We start from the raw sequence: 17,354 nt of genomic DNA on the forward strand, positions 1-17,354 counted from the left end.
GGGGACCTTGTGCGAGGGGTCTCCGCCCCTTTCACATCCCTGTCTTGCAAGAAGCTGCAGGACGCCTGAACCACTTCCGTCCGTTTCGATAGGGGGCCGGCCTGGAATGCCGAAACCATCGGCTGTCCCGGCACGGGCAGCGGAAAACGCGCCGTTTTCGCACCCGCCCGATTCCCCGTATCCGTACCCGGCCTTGTCGATCAAGCGCATGCGGAAGAGGTTTCGCTTCTCTCCCGTTTGCGCTTTTTTGGTCCCGTCTTTTCGCGTTTGCGCGCGGGTGGGAGGCGCAGCGGGCAAGGCGCCTGCAGGCAGCGAACCATCGAGAAATCGGAGGGATCCTTGTCATGCATTGGCGTTCATGGGACGTAAACTTGAAAGTCAGGCTTTTCGGCGAACTGATTACGCATACGTTTTTCTGGATGTACTTTCCCTTTATGGCGCTTCATTTCAGCGACGCGTTCGGCAAAGAGGCGGCCGGACTGCTGCTGACCATTCCTCCGCTGCTGGGGATGTTCGCCAACCTGGCCGGAGGATACCTGGCCGACCGGATCGGTCGACGGACGACGATGCTGCTGTCCATCGCGCTGTCCTCGACGATGTTCGGGCTGTTTGCCTTTTCTCCCTCGCCCTGGGTTGATTATGTCGCCTTTATCGGCATCGGGATTGCCGGCTCCCTGTACTGGCCGGCCAGCTCGGCGATGGTGGCCGACCTGACGACGGAAGAGGATCGGCGCCTGGTATTTGCCACCTTTTACACCGCGATGAACATCGGCGTCGTCGCCGGGCCCGTTCTTGGCTCCTTCTTTTTCGTGCACCACCGGTTTGAACTGTTGGTCACCTGTATGATCGTCGAGCTGTTGTTTGGCCTCGCGATATACGCCTGGGTCAAGGAGACGCTGCCGCCGCGCCAGGCAGGAGCAGCTCCCCAGGCGTTCTCGCTGAAGGAGCAGTTTCAAAGCTATGCCGTGATCTTTCGCGACAAGCCGTTTGCCGTCTACATCGGAGCGGGTGTCCTGGTCGCGATCGCCTTCATGCAGCTCGATTTGTACATGGCGCTGTACGTCAAGGAACACGTGCCCAGCCAGCCGCTTGTCTGGTGGGGCGACTGGTCGTTTTCGATCGGCGGCACATCCGCGTTCGGCTGGCTGATGGGACTGAACGGCTTTTTGGTGGTGCTGTTCACGCTGCCGGTCACGCGCCGGTTTGAAAACTGGAGCGACCGCAACAGTCTCGTGCTGTCGTCCGTCCTGTACGGTTTCGGCCTGTTCCTGATGGGCTTTACGGTCAACATCTGGCTCTTGTTCGGCTGCATGGTCATCCTGACGCTGGGCGAGCTGATTCGCACGCCCGTGGCTCAAAGTTTCATCAGCAAATACGCGCCGGACGATGCGCGCGGCCAGTACATGGGGGCGTCCTCGCTGCAGTTTTCCATCGGCCGGTTCCTCGCGCCGCTGACCATCGGCTTATCAGATCGGCTCTCCCCTCTCGGCGTCTTCTCCGTCATTTTCGGGATCACGCTGGTGAGCACGCTGCTCTACGTGTACATGTTCCGGCTGATTGCAAAGATGCAAAAAGAGGTGGAGAGGTATACAAAACAGAGACCACTCTAATAAAAGAGTAGTCTCTGTTTTGTAAGTGGGCGATTCAAAAGATGCTTATTATTATCGAAACTGGCATTCATGATATTTGCGATGAAGGTAATTATAGTTGATTTTACTTTGTATTACACCAACATATCTTTTATTACAGTGCATATACTCTCTTTGTAATCATCAGCAAGACATATCTGAACCCATTCCTTAACCATAGTTTCCCAAACACTGTTTGAACTTGTCCTTAACTTATCCCCCACAATTCTTGTCCAAGTGTGGTGATCAGGTTCAAGCATTACTTCTTCTAATACTGTAAAAAGATTTCCTGCCCCCATTCCGAACCTTTCAGGTAAGTTGCCCCAATTTTTCTCTTTTAATCCTTTGAAAACAACTATTTCTGGAGCACTATCCCCTGGAAGTTTAATACAACCGGGACTTTCATCACAATCTCCGTCCAAAACTCCAAGGGCCTTGTAGGGTAATTTTTTATTTATCGCAAGTGCCCCTAATAACCGCACTACATTGGCCGGACCAACATCAATAAATGATAATCGACGAATTATATCATCAGTTATATCAGTAGAACGAATAATTTCACGTATCATTACTTCAGAACTTTTGTCTTCAACAAATAGTTGCAACTCCGGTTGATCATCTTCATCTAGCCTACTCATTGCAAATTCAGGTGATATCCCATAAACTACGTTTATTCCCGTTGGGCTTGGATGTAGAAGAATTCTTGCTTCCTTAGGTAATTCTTGGAGTACATATGGACTATGAGTTGATAGAATAATTTGAACCCTCTTTTGTCTCGAGAACCAAAGTAAAAATCGAATTAGTCTTCTTTGTGCCTTTGGGTGAAGAGAAGCTTCGACTTCATCAATAATTAATAGAGAATTATTAGGTATAGATTGAAGTGCCTGTACTAAATCGAGTGTTGTATCTTCACCAGCCCCTTGATGGAATTGTGAAATCTCACCAAATTCCCGCTCTAACAGGCCGATTTCCTTCTTATTATCAACATCAGGCTTTGCAAACCGCGCATTTTTATACTCCCTGTGTAGAATGTATGAGAGCCAATTTCTGTATTCTTCTGAAATTTGATTGTTAGCAATTTCTCCTGTTGCTTGCTTGGCGATCTTTGCATAACCAGCAGTTGCATCTAACGGTAGTGTTCTTGAAATATCAAAAATATAAACATCGCGTTTATATCTCTTTTCAGGATAACTCCACTTTGCGTTCTTCTTGAAACTAAAACTATGTGTACTAGTTCCTTGACGTATTCTATAACTTAATGTAACTCCTTCAATCGTATCCCAGTGAGTTGATATGAAGAAAGTAGATGGATAGTATGTCTTGTTTTTTTCTACATTTTCATAAGCGCAAGCAATGGATTTAAGTACCGTACTTTTTCCACTTCCATTTTCCCCTGCAATGGCTACAACAGGGAAATTAAAATTGATGGTTTGGCCGGACCATCCTCTTAATCCATTTATCTCAATAGATTCCAAAAATTGAGGCCACAACCCTTGTTGATACTGATCAGATATTCTTGCAATTTCCCTTGTCTGCAACTTAAGTTACACCCCTTTTTGGAATATAGTTCTATAATACTATTCCAAAAGGAGGTGGGTCTACATTAAATATAAGAAATTTCTCAATATGTTACCCTGCTTACTGCGTACAATAAACAAAAAAAGAGTCTGTCGCTTCTCAAAATCGGACAAACAGACTCTCATTGCATATTAGCAAATTATTTATACAGTATCCAAATCAACGCTACGGCATCTCTCCCGGCAAATAATACTCCTCCCGGTCAAAACGGCCGCGCATCCACTTGTAGGTGTCGTCGTAGATGCCCCGGATCACCGGGTCGTCGCTGTTGGCCGCTTCCAGCAGCGTTTTGGAGCCGAAGTAGTAGGCGTGGATCCGGTTTTTGTCCATGCCCAGCTTGTGGGCCGCCACCAGTTGGTTGTAGTAGATCTGGTAAAACTTCGGATCGCGGTACATCCGCTCGTCCCCTTCGATTTCCACGCCCATGTCGTACTTGCTCACCACGTCCAGGGTGCCTTCGAAGCGGTCGAGCTGCACCGGCTTGTCGTTGTAGTAGTTGGGCTGGAGGAACGCGTAGTCGAAGTAGAGCGATTTCCACTCGGCCAGCCCCGGCGCTCCGTAGTACGGGATCCAGTAGAAACGAAGCGCGTCGTCGTGCACGATGCCGGCCATGTGACGAATCAGCTCCCGCTCCTTGGGCGCGCTGTCATCGATCAGCTCGTGGAACCAGTAGATGCCCTCCAGCTTCAGATAGGCAAAACCGGCTTTGTCCCAACGCTTTTTCAGCTCCCGGTAGTACCACTCCAGCGCCTGCTTGCGGTTTTGGTACGCCTGCTCCTCGCCCACCTGACCGGCGTTGAAGGAGAGGGACGGCTGCTTGTCGTCCAGACTGCCGAAGTCCGTCTGGGCCGGATTGGGGTAAGGAAGGGCGAGCACGACGTTTTCCACCGTCGGCGTGCCGTACAACGTGCCCCGCAGGCGGTTGAACTCGCGCATCGCGTCGTTCAGCGCTTCCAACTGCTGGCCGGAGCGGAACAGGTCATTCATGTATTCCTTCCATCCCTCTTTGGTGGCGGGCAGGATTTGATACGGCAAAAAGAGCACCGTGTCAAACATCTGGTCGACCATGTACCCGTCCTTGGTCCGGTAGCCGACCATCGGCAGGAAGTCTTCCTTCCGCCAGACGCCCCGCTCGCCGTATGCGCCGGAATAGGCCAGCAGCATGTTTTCCACGCGGCGGACCGTTTTTTCCTCGACGACGGTCTGCTTTTGGTTTTCCGGCGGCAGCAGGACGGACGGGCTCTCTCCCTTGCTCAGATCGGTCCCCCACACTTCCAACTGGCGCGCAAAGGCAAACACTTTTACCGGGAACGACACGCGGACGTAGCGCGCCTCCACTTTCGGCAGCGTCACGGCCAGCGTGCGCACCACCACCGCTTCCTCCGCCGGCGACACGTCATGCTTCGCTTTACCGGCGTAGTACCAGGCCCTGCCGTCGCGGGAGACCTCCACGTCCATCCATTCCGGCATGGTGATGCCCGCGCTTTTTTGCTGCTTAAACGTCAGCGTCACCCGCTCCAGCCGCTTTACCTCATGCAGGGCGACGGTCACTTTGCGCCCAAATTGGCGGTTGTAGCCGGTCCAGGTCTCCGACGGGGTAACCAGTCCGCCTACCGGGCCGGGGTACTGTTTTTCCAACTGGGTAAAATAGGCATCGGCCTTGCCCATTGTTTGGACAGAGGTAAAGCTGCCCGGCGCGAAGTTGACCAGGCCTTCCTCCTCGGCAGGTTGTGAGGCCGGCTCTGTTTCGTGCCCGGCCTGATTGGGTTTTGCGGGTGCGGTGTCCGTGCCGGCCTGATCGCCCTTGTCCGAATCGGCGGTTTTGGCCGGTTTGTTGGCTTCGCTAACATCATTTTCCGCCTTCTTCTCCGCATCCGGAGCCGCCGTTTCCGCCGCCTTCGCTTCCGATGCCCCTCCGGTTGCAGCCGCCGCCTCCGGCTGTTCATTCGGCTCAACCGCATCCTGCGGCTGCTGCGGCTCCGGCGCAGCGGTAATTTCCACGGGAATGTCCTTCGTGCGATACCCCAACGTCACGGTCAACGTGCCCTTGCCGGGTGTGGGGCCGGCGACAAACGTGCCGTCCGGCAGCACCGTTCCCAATTCCGGCCGGTCAAAGGCAAAGACGGGGGAAAACGGCAGAGTCCCGCCGGTTGGTGTCACTTCCACCCGTGTGCTGGTGCCGGCCATCACCGACAGCTTGGCTGTATTGAGCGTAAAATCGGCCTGTTCTGCCTGCTGGTAGCGGGCGTTCAGCACGCGCTCGGCGATGATCGCGGCATCTCCCCGGGTCACCGTCCCCTGCGGGCGGAAATTGCCGCCAGCCCCCTGCATCCAGCGCTGGGCGGTAACGGCGGTCACTGCTTCCCGGGCGTAGTCGGCAATCTCCTCCTCATCCGCATACGCCGGTACGGCTGCGCTCTGCATCTGGCCGCCGCCCGCTTTCCACAGCCGCGTCAGCAGAACGGCCAGCTCCTGCCGGGTTAACGGGTCGGCCGCTCCCAGCGTGCCGTCGCTGCGCCCGTGAAGCACCCCAAGCTCCGCCAGTCCGTAGACGTACGGGGCGTACGGGCTGTCTGCCGGTACGTCGGCAAACACCGCTTGGTTCGGCTGTTTCGGCTGGACGCCCATCACCTTGGCCAGCAGCACCGCCACGTCCTGCCGGGACATCGGCTTTTGCGGATAAAAGCGGTCCCCGCCCTGGCCGCTGATCAGATGAACCGCAGCCAGCCGGTTGACGGCCTCCCGGGCGTAGCTGTTTTGCAAATCGGAAAAGGTCACGTTCTGCTCGTTGGGCAGTACCCCGCCCTGTTTCTCCGCTGCCGGGGCCGTCGCGGAACCAGCGGCCGCCGCGGCCTGGGTAAACAGCATCGACAGCACCAGACAAACGGTCATCGTCCTGGCTGCCATACGTTTCAACACCATGTTTCCTCCTCCAACGTACTGCTTCTCTGTATTACGCATCCGGCGCAACCGCCGCCGGACGAGGCGGTTTCGGGCCGAAAAACTGGTAGTAGTCCACCTTGATGTTGCCGTTGTACAATTTCCGCTTCTTGCTGGCCGTCCGGCCGAAGTGCTTCTCAAACTGCTCGTCCGACGTCAGCACGTAAAACGACCACGTGTCCAGCGCGGAAAAGACCTCGCCCATGTCGCGGTACAACCGGCTTATCTGCTTCCAGTCGCCCAGACGTTCGCCGTACGGCGGGTTGCAGATCAGATAGCCGTATTTGCGTTTGGTACGGACGTCGCGCACGTCCATGCGCTGGAAGTGAATCTGATCCTCCACGCCCGCTTCGGCCGCGTTGCGCCGTGCGACCCGCAGAATCTCGTCATCGATGTCCGTGCCGATGATCTCCAGCTTCTGGTCGTAGCGGGCCAGATCGTGTGTCTCCGCCCGGGCTTCCCGCCACACGGTCTTCGGGATGGTCGGCCAGCTCTCGGAGACGAATTCGCGGTTCATCCCCGGGGCGATGTTCTGCCCGATCAGGGCCGCCTCAATCGGAATCGTGCCGGAACCGCAGAACGGATCCATCAAGATGCGGTCCGGCTTCCAGCGGGACAAGAGGATCATCGCCGCCGCCATCGTCTCTTTCAACGGAGCCGCGCCGATCAAGCCGCGGTATCCCCGCTTGTGCAGCCCCGGTCCCGACGTGTCGATGGTCAAGGTGGCGACGTCCTTCAACAGGGCCACCTCGATCTTGTACATCGGTCCCTGCTCCTCGAACCAGTCCCGCTTGTACGTTTTTTTCAGGCTTTCCACCACCGCTTTTTTCACGATCGCCTGACAGTCGGGCACGCTGAACAGCGTCGATTTCACCGATTTGCCTTCCACCGGAAACGCTGCGTTTTCCGGGAGCCAGTCCGACCAGGGCAGCGCCTTGGTCTTTTCAAACAGCTCGTCAAACGTCGTCGCCCGAAACTCCCCCATTTTAAGACGCACGCGATCCGCCGTTCGTAACCACAAATTTGCCCGCGGTATCGCGGAAATGTCTGCCGTAAACGTCACCTTGCCGTTGTCCACCTTGACGTCCTCGTAGCCCAGCGCCCTTACTTCCTGGGCTACCACGGCTTCCAGGCCAAACGTCGCCGTGGCGATCAATTCCACTTTTTGCATGATACAATCTCCTGTCGTTCGGAAATGGCAGGGTGAAACCCCTCTACTATATTACCCGATTTGGCATACGCGTTGGTAATGTTCGTCAAACAAAAGTCCCGTCTCCCAAATCGGGGACGGGTGACGCCTCGCATGCCGGCAGGAGGCCCAGTCGCTCAACCGCCCTGCTCCATCGGGCGGATCATGTACACCTGTTCGGTGCCGGACGGCTGAAACCCGGCCTGCTCCAGCACGCTCACCACCAGCTTGCGGGAGGCCGGCAGATTGAAGGTGGAACGCGTGCAGGCCAGCTCCAGCGGCGCCCACACATGGGCCAGCGCAAAGCGAACGATCGCCTCCGCGTCAGCCCGTCCGGGCAGGACAGCGCACTGCCGCAGCACGATGGCGGTCGGTTTGCCCGACTCGTCCAGCGTCCGTTTGTAGAAGGCGTAGCCGACCGTCTCGCCGTACCCGTCTTCCACGAAGACCGCCTCCCCGTCGCGAAGGCTGGGCCACTGGTTTTGCCACGGCACGTCCGCCTCGTAAAAGGAGAGCGAAGCCGCCTCCTGGGGAATGCCGCGCCGCAGCCGGTACGGGGCGGATGTGACGTCACCAAACGGCCGATCCGCCAGCGCGTCGGTACGCTGCCAGAACAGCAGCCGGTCCGTCACCTCGTACCCGAGCTGCCGGTAGAGGGCGATCGCCTTTTCGTTTTGCCGGAGGGCTTCCAGCGTGGCCAGCTCGACGCCTGCTTCCCGGTACAGCGCAAGCGTCTCTTCCATCAATCGGCGTCCCACGCCCTGCCGGCGGTACGCCGTGGCGATGCCGGTGCCTCCGTTCCAGGCCACCTTTTTCCCGTTGATGGTGCGAACGCCGCTGGCGACCAAACCGATCGGTTCCCCGTCCGCGAACGCGACCACAGACAGGGATGGCGCGTATTCCTCCCGTCCCAGCCGCTGCAGCAGACTTTCCTCCGTCATCGTCACCGGAACAAAATAGCCCTCAAATCCCCGGTTCCACGCCAGCGTGACCTCGGCCAGCGTGCATTGGTTCATGCGCTTGACGACAATCATCGTTTCACCTTCCCGCATTTGGTAAAAATATTTTAATCGACCGAATCCAAAACATTCAATCATTTTCATCGGCGGCATTTTGGGCGATGACGGCCGGCACGATCTGCATCGACGGCCGGATATGCGGCAGGCGAAACGGACGGCGGCATCTTCATTGGCGAATCGGGGCGGGTCCATGGTATTGTGAAAGGGAGAAAAACGTGGCGGTCGCGGGTCGGTTGGAAGGCTGCTCCAACGCCTCCGGCACGCTGCGCTTCGCCGCCACCGGACGGATCGGCGGCGGTACGGGGCCGGACTCGCTGATCGAGGAAGACAGGGCCCGCTCCCAAGGGAACTGTCAGAGGAAGACAAACGCAATCGACACGGAATGAGGAAGAAACCATGAACAAACCAACGCGAATCATCCTGTTTGCGGGAGGCAGCCTGGGCGACTGGGCGCTCGCCGAAGTGCGGGAGGGCGACTGTCTGGTCGGCGTCGACCGGGGAGCGCTGTTTCTCGTCCGCCACGGCCTTCGCCCCCGCCTGTCCATCGGCGATTTTGACTCGGTCACGCCCGAAGAGTGGGCGGAAATCCGCGCGCACAGCGAAGAAGTGCGCTCCTGCGACCCGGTCATGAAAGATTTGACCGACACGGAGATGGGCTTTGCCTGGGCGCTGGAGCAGGGCGCGCAGGAGATTGTCCTGGCGGGGGCGCTGGGGTCCCGTTTCGACCACGCGCTGGCCAACGTCCACCTGTTGTGGAAAGGGCTGCGCGCCGGCGCACGCTGCCGGATCGTCGACGCCACCAACGAAATCATGCTCGCCGACCGGGAGCTGACCCTCGGCCCCAGCCGCTTTCCCCACGTCTCGCTGCTGCCGCTCACCCCGGAAGTGACCGGCATTACCCTGTCCGGGTTTCAGTATCCGTTGAAAAATGCGACGCTGCGCCTCGGCGACACGCTGGGCATCAGCAACGTGCTGACGGCGGACAGCGGGACGATCTCGGTCGCAAGCGGCTGTCTGATCGTCATTCGCAGCATGGATTAGCGGAAAGCGCGCCCCCGTCTATTGCGCCTTCGCGGCGGTCAGCTCCGCCTGTAAGGGAAGCTGCCAGTCGATTTCCCCCAGACCTTGTTCCCGCAAAAAGCGGTTGGCCCGGGAAAACGGCCGGCTGCCGAAAAAGCCCCGGTTGGCGGAAAACGGACTGGGGTGCGGGGATTGAATCACGCAGTGTTTCCGGGTGTCAATAAACGACGCTTTCTCCTGCGCGTGACGCCCCCAGAGAATAAAGACCATCGGCGTTTCCCGCTCGTTCAGGACGGCGATGACCCTGTCGGTAAACTGCTCCCAGCCCATCCCCTTGTGCGAATTGGGGCTGCCCGCCCGCACGGTCAGCACTGTGTTGAGCAGCAGGACCCCCTGTTTTGCCCAGCTCACCAGATAGCCGTGATCGGGGATGGCACAGCCCAAATCGCTCTGCAGCTCCTTGAAGATGTTTTGCAGCGACGGCGGCGGCGTGACCCCCGGCTTGACGGAAAAGCTGAGACCGTGGGCTTGTCCCGGTCCGTGATACGGGTCCTGACCGAGAATCACCACCTTGGTTTCCCGGTACGGCGTCAGATGGAGCGCGTTGAAAATGTCGTACATGTCGGGATACACGGTGCGGCTTTGGTATTCCGCCTTCAGGAACTGCCGCAACTGCCGGTAGTACGGTTTCTCGAATTCGTCCGCCAGCAGTTCGGCCCAATCGTTGCGCAAAATAGCCATGTCCTTCACACCTTGCTTTTTCTTCTCCATTGTCTACTGTATCAAAAAGAGACGGGTCCGGCGATAACTTTCCCGAGCCGGCCGCCCCCCTTTTCCTCCACAACCGCAGAAAAAAAGGCGAACGACGCGTGCTGTCTGCCGCCCGGCCATCGGAACAATCGAACGCGAAAGGGCACCCCTGGACGAGCAAGGGCGCCCTGTTTCCCTTCCCCGCCGGACAAATTCCACCGCTACACAGGGATCGGCGTATTGCGGGAAGAAGTGTCGGTCTCGCTTTTTTGCTGACGCTGTTTTAACACGTACTGAAACAAGCCGAGCATGGTGATTCCGAGCAGGACATAGAGGCCGCTCATCATCCAGGACGGCACAAGCACCCCGACCAGGATGCCGGCTGCGCCCAGAAGCCTTCCCCCATGGCCAACCAGTCCGTACACCGCCATGTAGGACCCCCTCGCCTCATCGTTCACCAGATCAGCGATCACGGACTGGTATACCGGCGTCATCACCAGTTCGCCGCATGTCACGACAAACACCGCCACGAGCAGAATCCACAGCATGTTGCTGCTTCCCATGGCGGCGAAGCCGATCATGTACAAGCACGCCCCTGTTCGCAGGACAAGGCTGTCGGAAAACCGTTTGATCCACTTTGTCACGAGCAGCATGCCCATGGCGACCAGGATGGTGTTTTCCGTCTGCATGATGCCGACCATTTTGATCCCGTTGATCTCGAGCGAAAACCAATTCGCCACGGATAAGAGCTGGCTGCCGAACTCCTGCTGAAGACGGACGGCAATGTAATAGGTTTTCTGATTGAGCAGGGCGTTGCCCAGCAAGACCGCGAGGCAAAAGAAGAGAAAGGTTCGGTCCTTCGCCACGAGCCGATAGCTTTGCAGCAGTTCCTTCCAGACCGCCACGTTTCTTCCCTGTTCATTCCGCTTCGTTTGGTGCGATTCGGTCATAAACAAGACAAACATGATCAGCGTTAACACATGAACACAGGTGAACAGCAGAAACAATTCGAACCGGTGCGTTTGAAACAGGAAGCCGCCCCCCAGCGCACCGATCGACATGGCCAGGTTGATCGACCAGTAGTTCAAGCTGTAGACATACCGGCGATTCTCCTGATTCGTCACGTCGATGATCATGGCGTCCACAGCGGGAAACAGCATGCCGGTGCCGACGCTTTGCACCAGCAGCATCGCATAGGTGAGCCAGGCCGAATCGAGCCAGTCGGAGTTGGCGATGGTCATGACGGAGTACGCCCCTAGCAGTACCGATTGCGACATGATCATCACTTTCCGCCGCCCGATCTTGTCGGCCAGAAATCCGCCGTAAAAGCTGATGATCACCGTGGTTATGACCGTCGACAGCATGAGAACCCCGGCGATCGCCTGCCCCAGCTTTTCCGTGAAATAAATCGACATAAACGGAAAAATCGTCGCACCGACCAAAATGCTAAAAAACCTTGTCAGCAGGCGCACTCTGATGTTAATGTGAAGGTCGCGAAATCTCATGGTTCCCCACCCCCTTTTTTTCAAAATTTTATACACACATTATACACTAATTAATGGCAATTTCACCTGCATTTTCATTTTGATGGGGCATTGTAGCCAAAGTCCGTGGTGTCATGTGTGATGGTGCCCGCTCGCTCTCTTGACGACCAGCAAAGAAGTCGATAGCGTCCGCTTCAAAACGCCGCGGGGAGGGGTAAACATCTGGGTGTTTCGAAGATGTAAGACTTGTGCCACCTGTTTTCCTTGCGATTCGCCCGGGAATCGACCCACCGGGATAACCGATTCTTCATCATGATTCCCTGAGTCCAAAACGCACCTGATGATAGACGGATGCCAGCCATTTTTGGCGTCGCTTTTGGCTGCTCCCCTTGACGCCGGCAAACATGAATCTCTTGACCTTTCGTATTCCGCAAAACGCGAGGATCGCATCTCTCATGACCCTCCATTCGACGCTGCGGCGAACAAGTCTGACATACCATCCGGGAGAGTCAATCGTATAGAACACCCATGCCGATTTTCCGTTGAGCAATCCCTTTGGCACCATCCCCTCGTAGTGATAGGCGAATCCCGAGACAAACACGCGATCGAAGAACCCCTTCAGAATCGCCGGGACACCATACCACCAAACGGGATAAATGAAGATGAGATGATCGGCCTGCCGCACCAGCTCACGATAACGCGCCGTTTCCGGATCGTTCTTGAGGTCGCTGCGCCGGATGCTGTCATTGTACACCAGGACCGGCTGAAAGTTGTCCTGGTATAGATCGATGACCGTATACAGGTGGCCGGCCTCTTGCAGGCCGCGCTCCACTTCCTTCAAAATGGCAGCATTCAAACTCTTCGGATTCGGGTGTGCGTAGACAATCAACACATTCATCTGGATGCCTCCGTCAGAACGGCTGGATGACCAACAACACAGCCAAAACAAGAATGACGACCGAGAGAAACTCAACCCGCCGGTGTCCAGCACGCTGCTCGGCACTGCCGACAGCTTCAGCGCCGGCATCTTGCAGCCGCGTTTTCAGTGTCTGATCGATCGATAACTTTCCAAGCAGAGCCACAAAGATTGTAAGGATCAGGCCCACATGCCACCAGGAAAAAGCCAGACCCGTAACAATACGCACAAGATCAACGACCGCAACGACAATGGCCGCCCATAAGGCAAATCGGTTGTATCGGTTCCACGCGCTGATTGAGAGCCCCTCAACGGTTTCAGCCAAAACCGGTTGTTCCGGCTTCGCCAAAATGGACAGAAGGAGAGGACGGACACCAGCGGCCATGACAACCCCTCCGCCCACGATCACAGTCAGTGCCAATGGTTCCATTGCTGCCAGAACCAGAGTCAACATGATAACACCTCCATTATTTTTTGGTTGTATGACCAACCAATACAGAAGAAACCTGCACTTCTAACGCCACACATGCCTTCCACGCCTCGCAGCGGCACGACCCGTGTCATGTCCGCTCACGTTCCGATTGCGTTTGCAAGAATTGTTTGACCATTTGACCAAGGATTCGGTAAGCACCTTCAAGGTCAAACTCCGAATCAACGAAAGACTGCAAGGCCAGCCCTTCAAAACAGGCGAACAAAATGGCGGACATCTCAGCCCCATTTGGCAGCGGTTTTCCTGCCACCGTTTGGATTGTCTCTTCGATTCCCTCTCGTCCCCTTGCAAAAAGCTCTTTCACCCCGGACTGAATCGCGGGATTTCGCAAGCCAAGAACATACAATTCATATCGCAGCTTGTACCAATCCGCCTTGCTCTTCGTTCGCTCCATCGACTCCGCCAGCGCAGCGTCGGCAAGTTTGTCTTCAGCGACTGTTTCCCGTAGCTGTCTCATCTGTTGGCAGTACTCATTTGCCGCTTCCTTGACAACAGACACCAAAAGGTCTTCCTTGTTTGCAAAGTGGTAGTGCACCAAGCCGGGCGACACGCCTGCCTCACGAGCAATGTCCTTGACGGAGCAGTTTTCGTATCCCTTTTCGGCGAGAACCTTGTAAGCCGCTTCAATCAATTGGGCTCGCGTATTACCTGCTCTTGGTTTCATTCCAGATCCCCATTCATTTTTTGGTTGGTTGTACAACCAATATATCATCTGTGTGTTGGTTGTCAAGATATTCCATGGGATATGCTGCCATCCAAAAGAAGTCTTTTCATCAAATAACGTGACCGGAATCGAGCATATCCGGCAGGTCGAACCTCTCTCGTTCCACAATCACGCTGCTGAGATCGGGGGAAACGTGTATGCAGACGGTATGTACATGTTGACTTATCACTCTGCGTTGTCTATCCTAATAACAACAGAAACTGCATAAACTAACACGAACGCCGGTGTTGCCGCACCGACGGTCGGTACAATAGACGTTCCCCACAAGGGAGCGGCTCATGTAATTGCGAGTAGACCACCTTAGCCTACCAAGTCCAAGGGTGGTCTACTTCTTTTTGTGGAAGGAAATTGAGACTGGTTCAGCTCTCGTCAAAGCTCAGCTTCCGAACGGCCACCCGCTTGATTTTCACCAGGTACACCAGATACATCGCTCCAATCGCTGTCCAAACCAAGCCGAGCTGCATCGACCTGGCCTCCAGGTGGACCCATAAAAACGCGACAAAGCCGGCCCCGATCAGCGGGGAGACGAAATAGCTCCACCAGCCCGACAGCCCGCGCCGTTTGCCGGTGTAGTGGGCGATTACGCACAGATTGACAAAGGTAAACGCGATCAGCGCCCCAAAATTGATGAACGACGTAGCGGTGAGCAAATCCAAAAACAGTGCGCTCAGCATCAGTGCCCCGATCAGCAGCACGTTGAGCAGAGGTGTCTGCAGGCGGGGATGGACGTAGCCGAACCACTTTTCCGGAAGGTACCCGTCCCTCCCCATGGCGTACAGCAGCCGGGTCACGCTGGTTACCGACACGAGGCCGGACGCCAGCGTCGACGAGAGGGCCGCCGCCAGGAAGACGAGTTGAAACACCGCACCGCCGATGTGCAGCGCAATCTCGGCCGAGGCCGCTTCCGGGTCGGCGAAGACGCTCACGTCGGGAAACAGCGACTGCGTGAAGTAGGAAGCCGTCACAAACAGCGCACCCCCGGCCAGCGCCACGAGGATAATGCCCCGCGGGATGGTGTTGGCCGCGTCCTTCGTCTCCTCCGCCAGCGTCGTGACGGCGTCAAAGCCCAGAAACGAGAAACAGAGAATGGACGCGCCCGCAAGCAGGGCGGCGGCGGACATGTCCGGCGAGTAAAACGGCTGGACGGCAAACACCTGGCCGATCCCTTCACCGTGCAGCAAGCCTCTGACCGCCAGCGCGGCGAAGACGGCCACGACGGACACCTGAAACAAGACCAGGAGCGAATTGACGGTGGCCGTTACGGTCACCCGCATCACGTTCAGCGCGGTGATCAGGATGACAAACCCGACGATCCACAGCCGCGCCGGTATTTCCGGAAACACCGCCGACAGGTAGACACCGGTCAACAGGGCGTTGATCATCGGCAAAAACAAATAGTCCAACAGCGACGCCCACCCGACCAGAAAGCCCACGTAGGGGTGAAACGTCTGCTGCGCGTACGTGTAGGCGGAACCGGCGGAAGGAAACACCCGGACCATTTTTCCATAGCTCGCCGCCGTAAACAAAATGGCCAGCAGGGTGAGCAGATAGGCGGCCGGGACGTGACCGCCCGTCTCCTCCGCGACGATGCCGTACGTGTCAAACACTGCCATCGGCGCCATGTATCCGAGGCCGATAACGACGATGTGCCACAGTTTTAAACTGCGGTGAAGCTCTGATTGCTGTTGCATGGGCAGTCCCCCTCCGAAAGATGACATGAATTATTATACAGTTGGATGAAAAAATATCCACACTTTTCGGACTGCCCCACTCAAAAAAATCCCCCGCCCAGGTGAGCGCATGCTGCACCCGGCGGGGTCCCCAAGAATATGGAAAAAGCTGTTAACCGCGTTAACAGCCTTTCCACTTATGCTCGAAATTATCCCTGCTTCGGCAGTTCAAACGAACTTTTCAGCGAAACGATCCGGTTGAACACCAGTTTGTCCGGGGTCGTGTACTTCGGATCGACGTTGAAGTAGCCGTGGCGGAAGAACTGGAACTTGTCGTGCGGCTTGCTGTCCTTCAGGTTGGGCTCGACAAAGCCGTGCAGCGTTTCCAGCGAGTTGGGATTGATGTTTTCCAAGAACGAATCGCCGTCCTCCTGCCCGTCCAGAATGAGCGGTTCATACAGGCGAAACTCCGCCGGAACGGCGTGCTTGGCGTCCACCCAATGGATGGTCCCCTTCACTTTCCGGCCGGTGAACCCGGTGCCACTCTTCGTCTCCGGGTCGTACGTGCAGTGCAGTTCCACCACGTTCCCCTGTTCGTCCTTGATCACGTCGTGGCACTTGATGAAGTAGGCGTGCTTCAGCCGCACTTCGTTGCCCGGGAACAGGCGGAAGTACTTGCTCGGCGGATTTTCCATGAAGTCATCCTGCTCGATGTAAATCTCGCGGGAAAACGGGATTTGTCTGATGCCCATCGCGGGATTTTCCGGGTTGTTTTCCGCGTCCAGCATCTCCACCTGGCCTTCCGGATAGTTGGTGATGACCACTTTCAGCGGGCGCAGCACGGCCATCGTGCGCGGCGCCTTCAGCTTCAGGTCTTCGCGGATGAAATGCTCCAGCATCTTCGCGTCCACCACGCTGTTGCTGCGGGAGACGCCGATTTCCCGCGCAAACGCCCGGATCGCTTCCGGCGTGTAGCCGCGGCGGCGCAGTCCGGCGATGGTGGGCATCCGCGGGTCGTCCCATCCGTCCACGATTTTTTCGTCCACCAGCATTTTCAGCTTGCGTTTGCTCATCACCGTGTTGGTCATGTTCAAACGGGCAAATTCATACTGGCGTGGCACGTGCTCCATCTCGCACTCGCGAATGACCCAGTCGTAGAGCGGACGATGGTCTTCAAACTCGAGCGAGCAGAGCGAGTGGGTCACGCCTTCGATGGCGTCTTCCAGCGGGTGGGCAAAGTCGTACATCGGGTAGATGCACCACTTGTCTCCCGTGTTGTGATGGGTGGCATGGGCGATCCGGTAGAGCACCGGGTCGCGCAGGTTGATGTTCGGCGAGCTCATGTCGATTTTGGCGCGCAGCACTTTTTCGCCGTCCTTGAACTCGCCGTTGCGCATCCGCTGGAACAGGTCCAGGTTTTCCTCCACCGAACGGTTGCGGTACGGACTCTCCGTGCCCGGCTCCGTCAGCGTCCCCCGCGTTTTGCGGATTTCCTCGGCGGAGAGGTCGTCGACGTACGCCTTGCCTTTTTTGATCAGCAGCACCGCGCGATTGTACATTTCCTCAAAGTAGTCGGAAGCGAAATACAGACCGTCCCACTCAAAACCCAGCCATTTGACGTCTTCCTTGATCGCTTCCACGTACTCGGTGTCTTCTTTCAGCGGATTGGTGTCGTCAAAGCGCAGGTTGGTTCTGCCCTTGAACTCGTCAGCCAGCTCAAAGTTCAGGCAGATGGATTTGGCATGCCCGATATGGAGATACCCGTTCGGTTCCGGAGGGAAACGGGTAACGACTTCTTTCACTCGTCCCGCCTGCAAATCCTCGATGACGATGTTGCGGATAAAGTTGGATGATGCCGACTTGTTTTCCAATTGAATCAACCTTTCACTTCACCTTTACATTCAATAATACTGATTCCTCATCGAGAGTTCAACAAATCGGGCCTC

The 17,354-nt window shown here is 56.5% G+C and carries 14 protein-coding genes; 3 read left to right on the forward strand and 11 right to left on the reverse strand.

Annotated elements, in window-relative coordinates:
* The first annotated feature begins 344 nt into the window (after positions 1–344).
* Positions 345–1,610, forward strand: a complete 1,266-nt coding sequence (locus M516_RS0118550) for an MDR family MFS transporter (protein ID WP_029100442.1) — start codon at positions 345–347, stop codon at positions 1,608–1,610.
* Between the two features lie 113 nt (positions 1,611–1,723).
* On the opposite strand, the gene M516_RS24970 is transcribed toward M516_RS0118550, so the two are convergent.
* From M516_RS24970 to M516_RS0118565, 4 genes are all read right to left on the reverse strand, one after another.
* Positions 1,724–3,166, reverse strand: coding sequence for an ATP-dependent nuclease (locus M516_RS24970; RefSeq protein ID WP_081656598.1), 1,443 nt, complete (start codon positions 3,164–3,166; stop codon positions 1,724–1,726).
* Positions 3,167–3,371: 205 nt separating this feature from the next.
* On the reverse strand, positions 3,372–6,128 hold the full coding sequence (locus M516_RS0118555; protein WP_029100443.1) for a DUF4855 domain-containing protein: 2,757 nt from the start codon (positions 6,126–6,128) through the stop codon (positions 3,372–3,374).
* Positions 6,129–6,159: 31 nt separating this feature from the next.
* A complete protein-coding gene (locus M516_RS0118560; protein ID WP_029100444.1) occupies positions 6,160–7,317 on the reverse strand; it encodes a THUMP domain-containing class I SAM-dependent RNA methyltransferase in 1,158 nt (385 codons plus the stop codon).
* A gap of 155 nt (positions 7,318–7,472) precedes the next feature.
* Positions 7,473–8,369 carry a GNAT family N-acetyltransferase gene (locus tag M516_RS0118565; RefSeq protein WP_029100445.1) on the reverse strand — a complete coding sequence of 299 codons (897 nt, stop codon included), beginning with the start codon at positions 8,367–8,369 and terminating at the stop codon, positions 7,473–7,475.
* Between the two features lie 200 nt (positions 8,370–8,569).
* On the opposite strand from M516_RS0118565, the gene M516_RS25735 reads away from it, so the two are divergent.
* Positions 8,570–8,740, forward strand: coding sequence for a hypothetical protein (locus M516_RS25735; protein WP_193746996.1), 171 nt, complete (start codon positions 8,570–8,572; stop codon positions 8,738–8,740).
* Positions 8,741–8,750: 10 nt separating this feature from the next.
* Positions 8,751–9,395 carry a thiamine diphosphokinase gene (locus M516_RS0118575; RefSeq protein ID WP_029100446.1) on the forward strand — a complete coding sequence of 215 codons (645 nt, stop codon included), beginning with the start codon at positions 8,751–8,753 and terminating at the stop codon, positions 9,393–9,395.
* 18 nt (positions 9,396–9,413) lie between these two features.
* Here M516_RS0118575 and M516_RS0118580 read toward each other — a convergent pair whose 3' ends face one another.
* The 7 genes from M516_RS0118580 to M516_RS0118610 form a co-directional block, all read right to left on the reverse strand.
* A complete protein-coding gene (locus M516_RS0118580; RefSeq protein WP_029100447.1) occupies positions 9,414–10,115 on the reverse strand; it encodes a uracil-DNA glycosylase in 702 nt (233 codons plus the stop codon).
* A 230-nt stretch (positions 10,116–10,345) separates the two neighbouring features.
* Entirely contained in the window at positions 10,346–11,629 is a 1,284-nt protein-coding gene (locus tag M516_RS0118585) for an MDR family MFS transporter (protein WP_029100448.1), read from the reverse strand.
* A gap of 289 nt (positions 11,630–11,918) precedes the next feature.
* Complete coding sequence (locus tag M516_RS0118590) at positions 11,919–12,506, reverse strand: NAD(P)H-dependent oxidoreductase (protein WP_029100449.1); 588 nt, start codon at positions 12,504–12,506, stop codon at positions 11,919–11,921.
* Between the two features lie 13 nt (positions 12,507–12,519).
* On the reverse strand, positions 12,520–12,978 hold the full coding sequence (locus M516_RS0118595) for a hypothetical protein (RefSeq protein WP_029100450.1): 459 nt from the start codon (positions 12,976–12,978) through the stop codon (positions 12,520–12,522).
* Between the two features lie 106 nt (positions 12,979–13,084).
* Entirely contained in the window at positions 13,085–13,678 is a 594-nt protein-coding gene (locus M516_RS23910; protein WP_051188295.1) for a TetR/AcrR family transcriptional regulator, read from the reverse strand.
* A gap of 419 nt (positions 13,679–14,097) precedes the next feature.
* Positions 14,098–15,429, reverse strand: coding sequence for an APC family permease (locus M516_RS0118605; protein WP_029100451.1), 1,332 nt, complete (start codon positions 15,427–15,429; stop codon positions 14,098–14,100).
* A gap of 188 nt (positions 15,430–15,617) precedes the next feature.
* Complete coding sequence (locus M516_RS0118610) at positions 15,618–17,288, reverse strand: glutamine--tRNA ligase/YqeY domain fusion protein (RefSeq protein ID WP_370512122.1); 1,671 nt, start codon at positions 17,286–17,288, stop codon at positions 15,618–15,620.
* Positions 17,289–17,354 lie beyond the last annotated feature (66 nt).

The sequence above is a fragment of the Brevibacillus thermoruber 423 genome, from assembly GCF_000454065.1.
In the GTDB taxonomy this organism is placed as follows: Bacteria; Bacillota; Bacilli; order Brevibacillales; family Brevibacillaceae; genus Brevibacillus; species Brevibacillus thermoruber.

Bases quoted from the DNA above. Each gene is read 5' to 3' on its own strand.
- M516_RS0118550 (WP_029100442.1), top strand. From the start codon at position 345: ATGCATTGGCGTTCATGGGACGTAAACTTGAAAGTCAGGCTTTTCGGC.
- M516_RS0118585 (WP_029100448.1), bottom strand. From the start codon at position 11,629: ATGAGATTTCGCGACCTTCACATTAACATCAGAGTGCGCCTGCTGACA.
- M516_RS0118590 (WP_029100449.1), bottom strand. From the start codon at position 12,506: ATGAATGTGTTGATTGTCTACGCACACCCGAATCCGAAGAGTTTGAAT.
- M516_RS0118575 (WP_029100446.1), top strand. From the start codon at position 8,751: ATGAACAAACCAACGCGAATCATCCTGTTTGCGGGAGGCAGCCTGGGC.
- M516_RS0118595 (WP_029100450.1), bottom strand. From the start codon at position 12,978: ATGTTGACTCTGGTTCTGGCAGCAATGGAACCATTGGCACTGACTGTG.
- M516_RS0118565 (WP_029100445.1), bottom strand. From the start codon at position 8,369: ATGATTGTCGTCAAGCGCATGAACCAATGCACGCTGGCCGAGGTCACG.
- M516_RS23910 (WP_051188295.1), bottom strand. From the start codon at position 13,678: ATGAAACCAAGAGCAGGTAATACGCGAGCCCAATTGATTGAAGCGGCT.
- M516_RS0118555 (WP_029100443.1), bottom strand. From the start codon at position 6,128: ATGGTGTTGAAACGTATGGCAGCCAGGACGATGACCGTTTGTCTGGTG.
- M516_RS0118560 (WP_029100444.1), bottom strand. From the start codon at position 7,317: ATGCAAAAAGTGGAATTGATCGCCACGGCGACGTTTGGCCTGGAAGCC.
- M516_RS0118605 (WP_029100451.1), bottom strand. From the start codon at position 15,429: ATGCAACAGCAATCAGAGCTTCACCGCAGTTTAAAACTGTGGCACATC.
- M516_RS0118580 (WP_029100447.1), bottom strand. From the start codon at position 10,115: ATGGCTATTTTGCGCAACGATTGGGCCGAACTGCTGGCGGACGAATTC.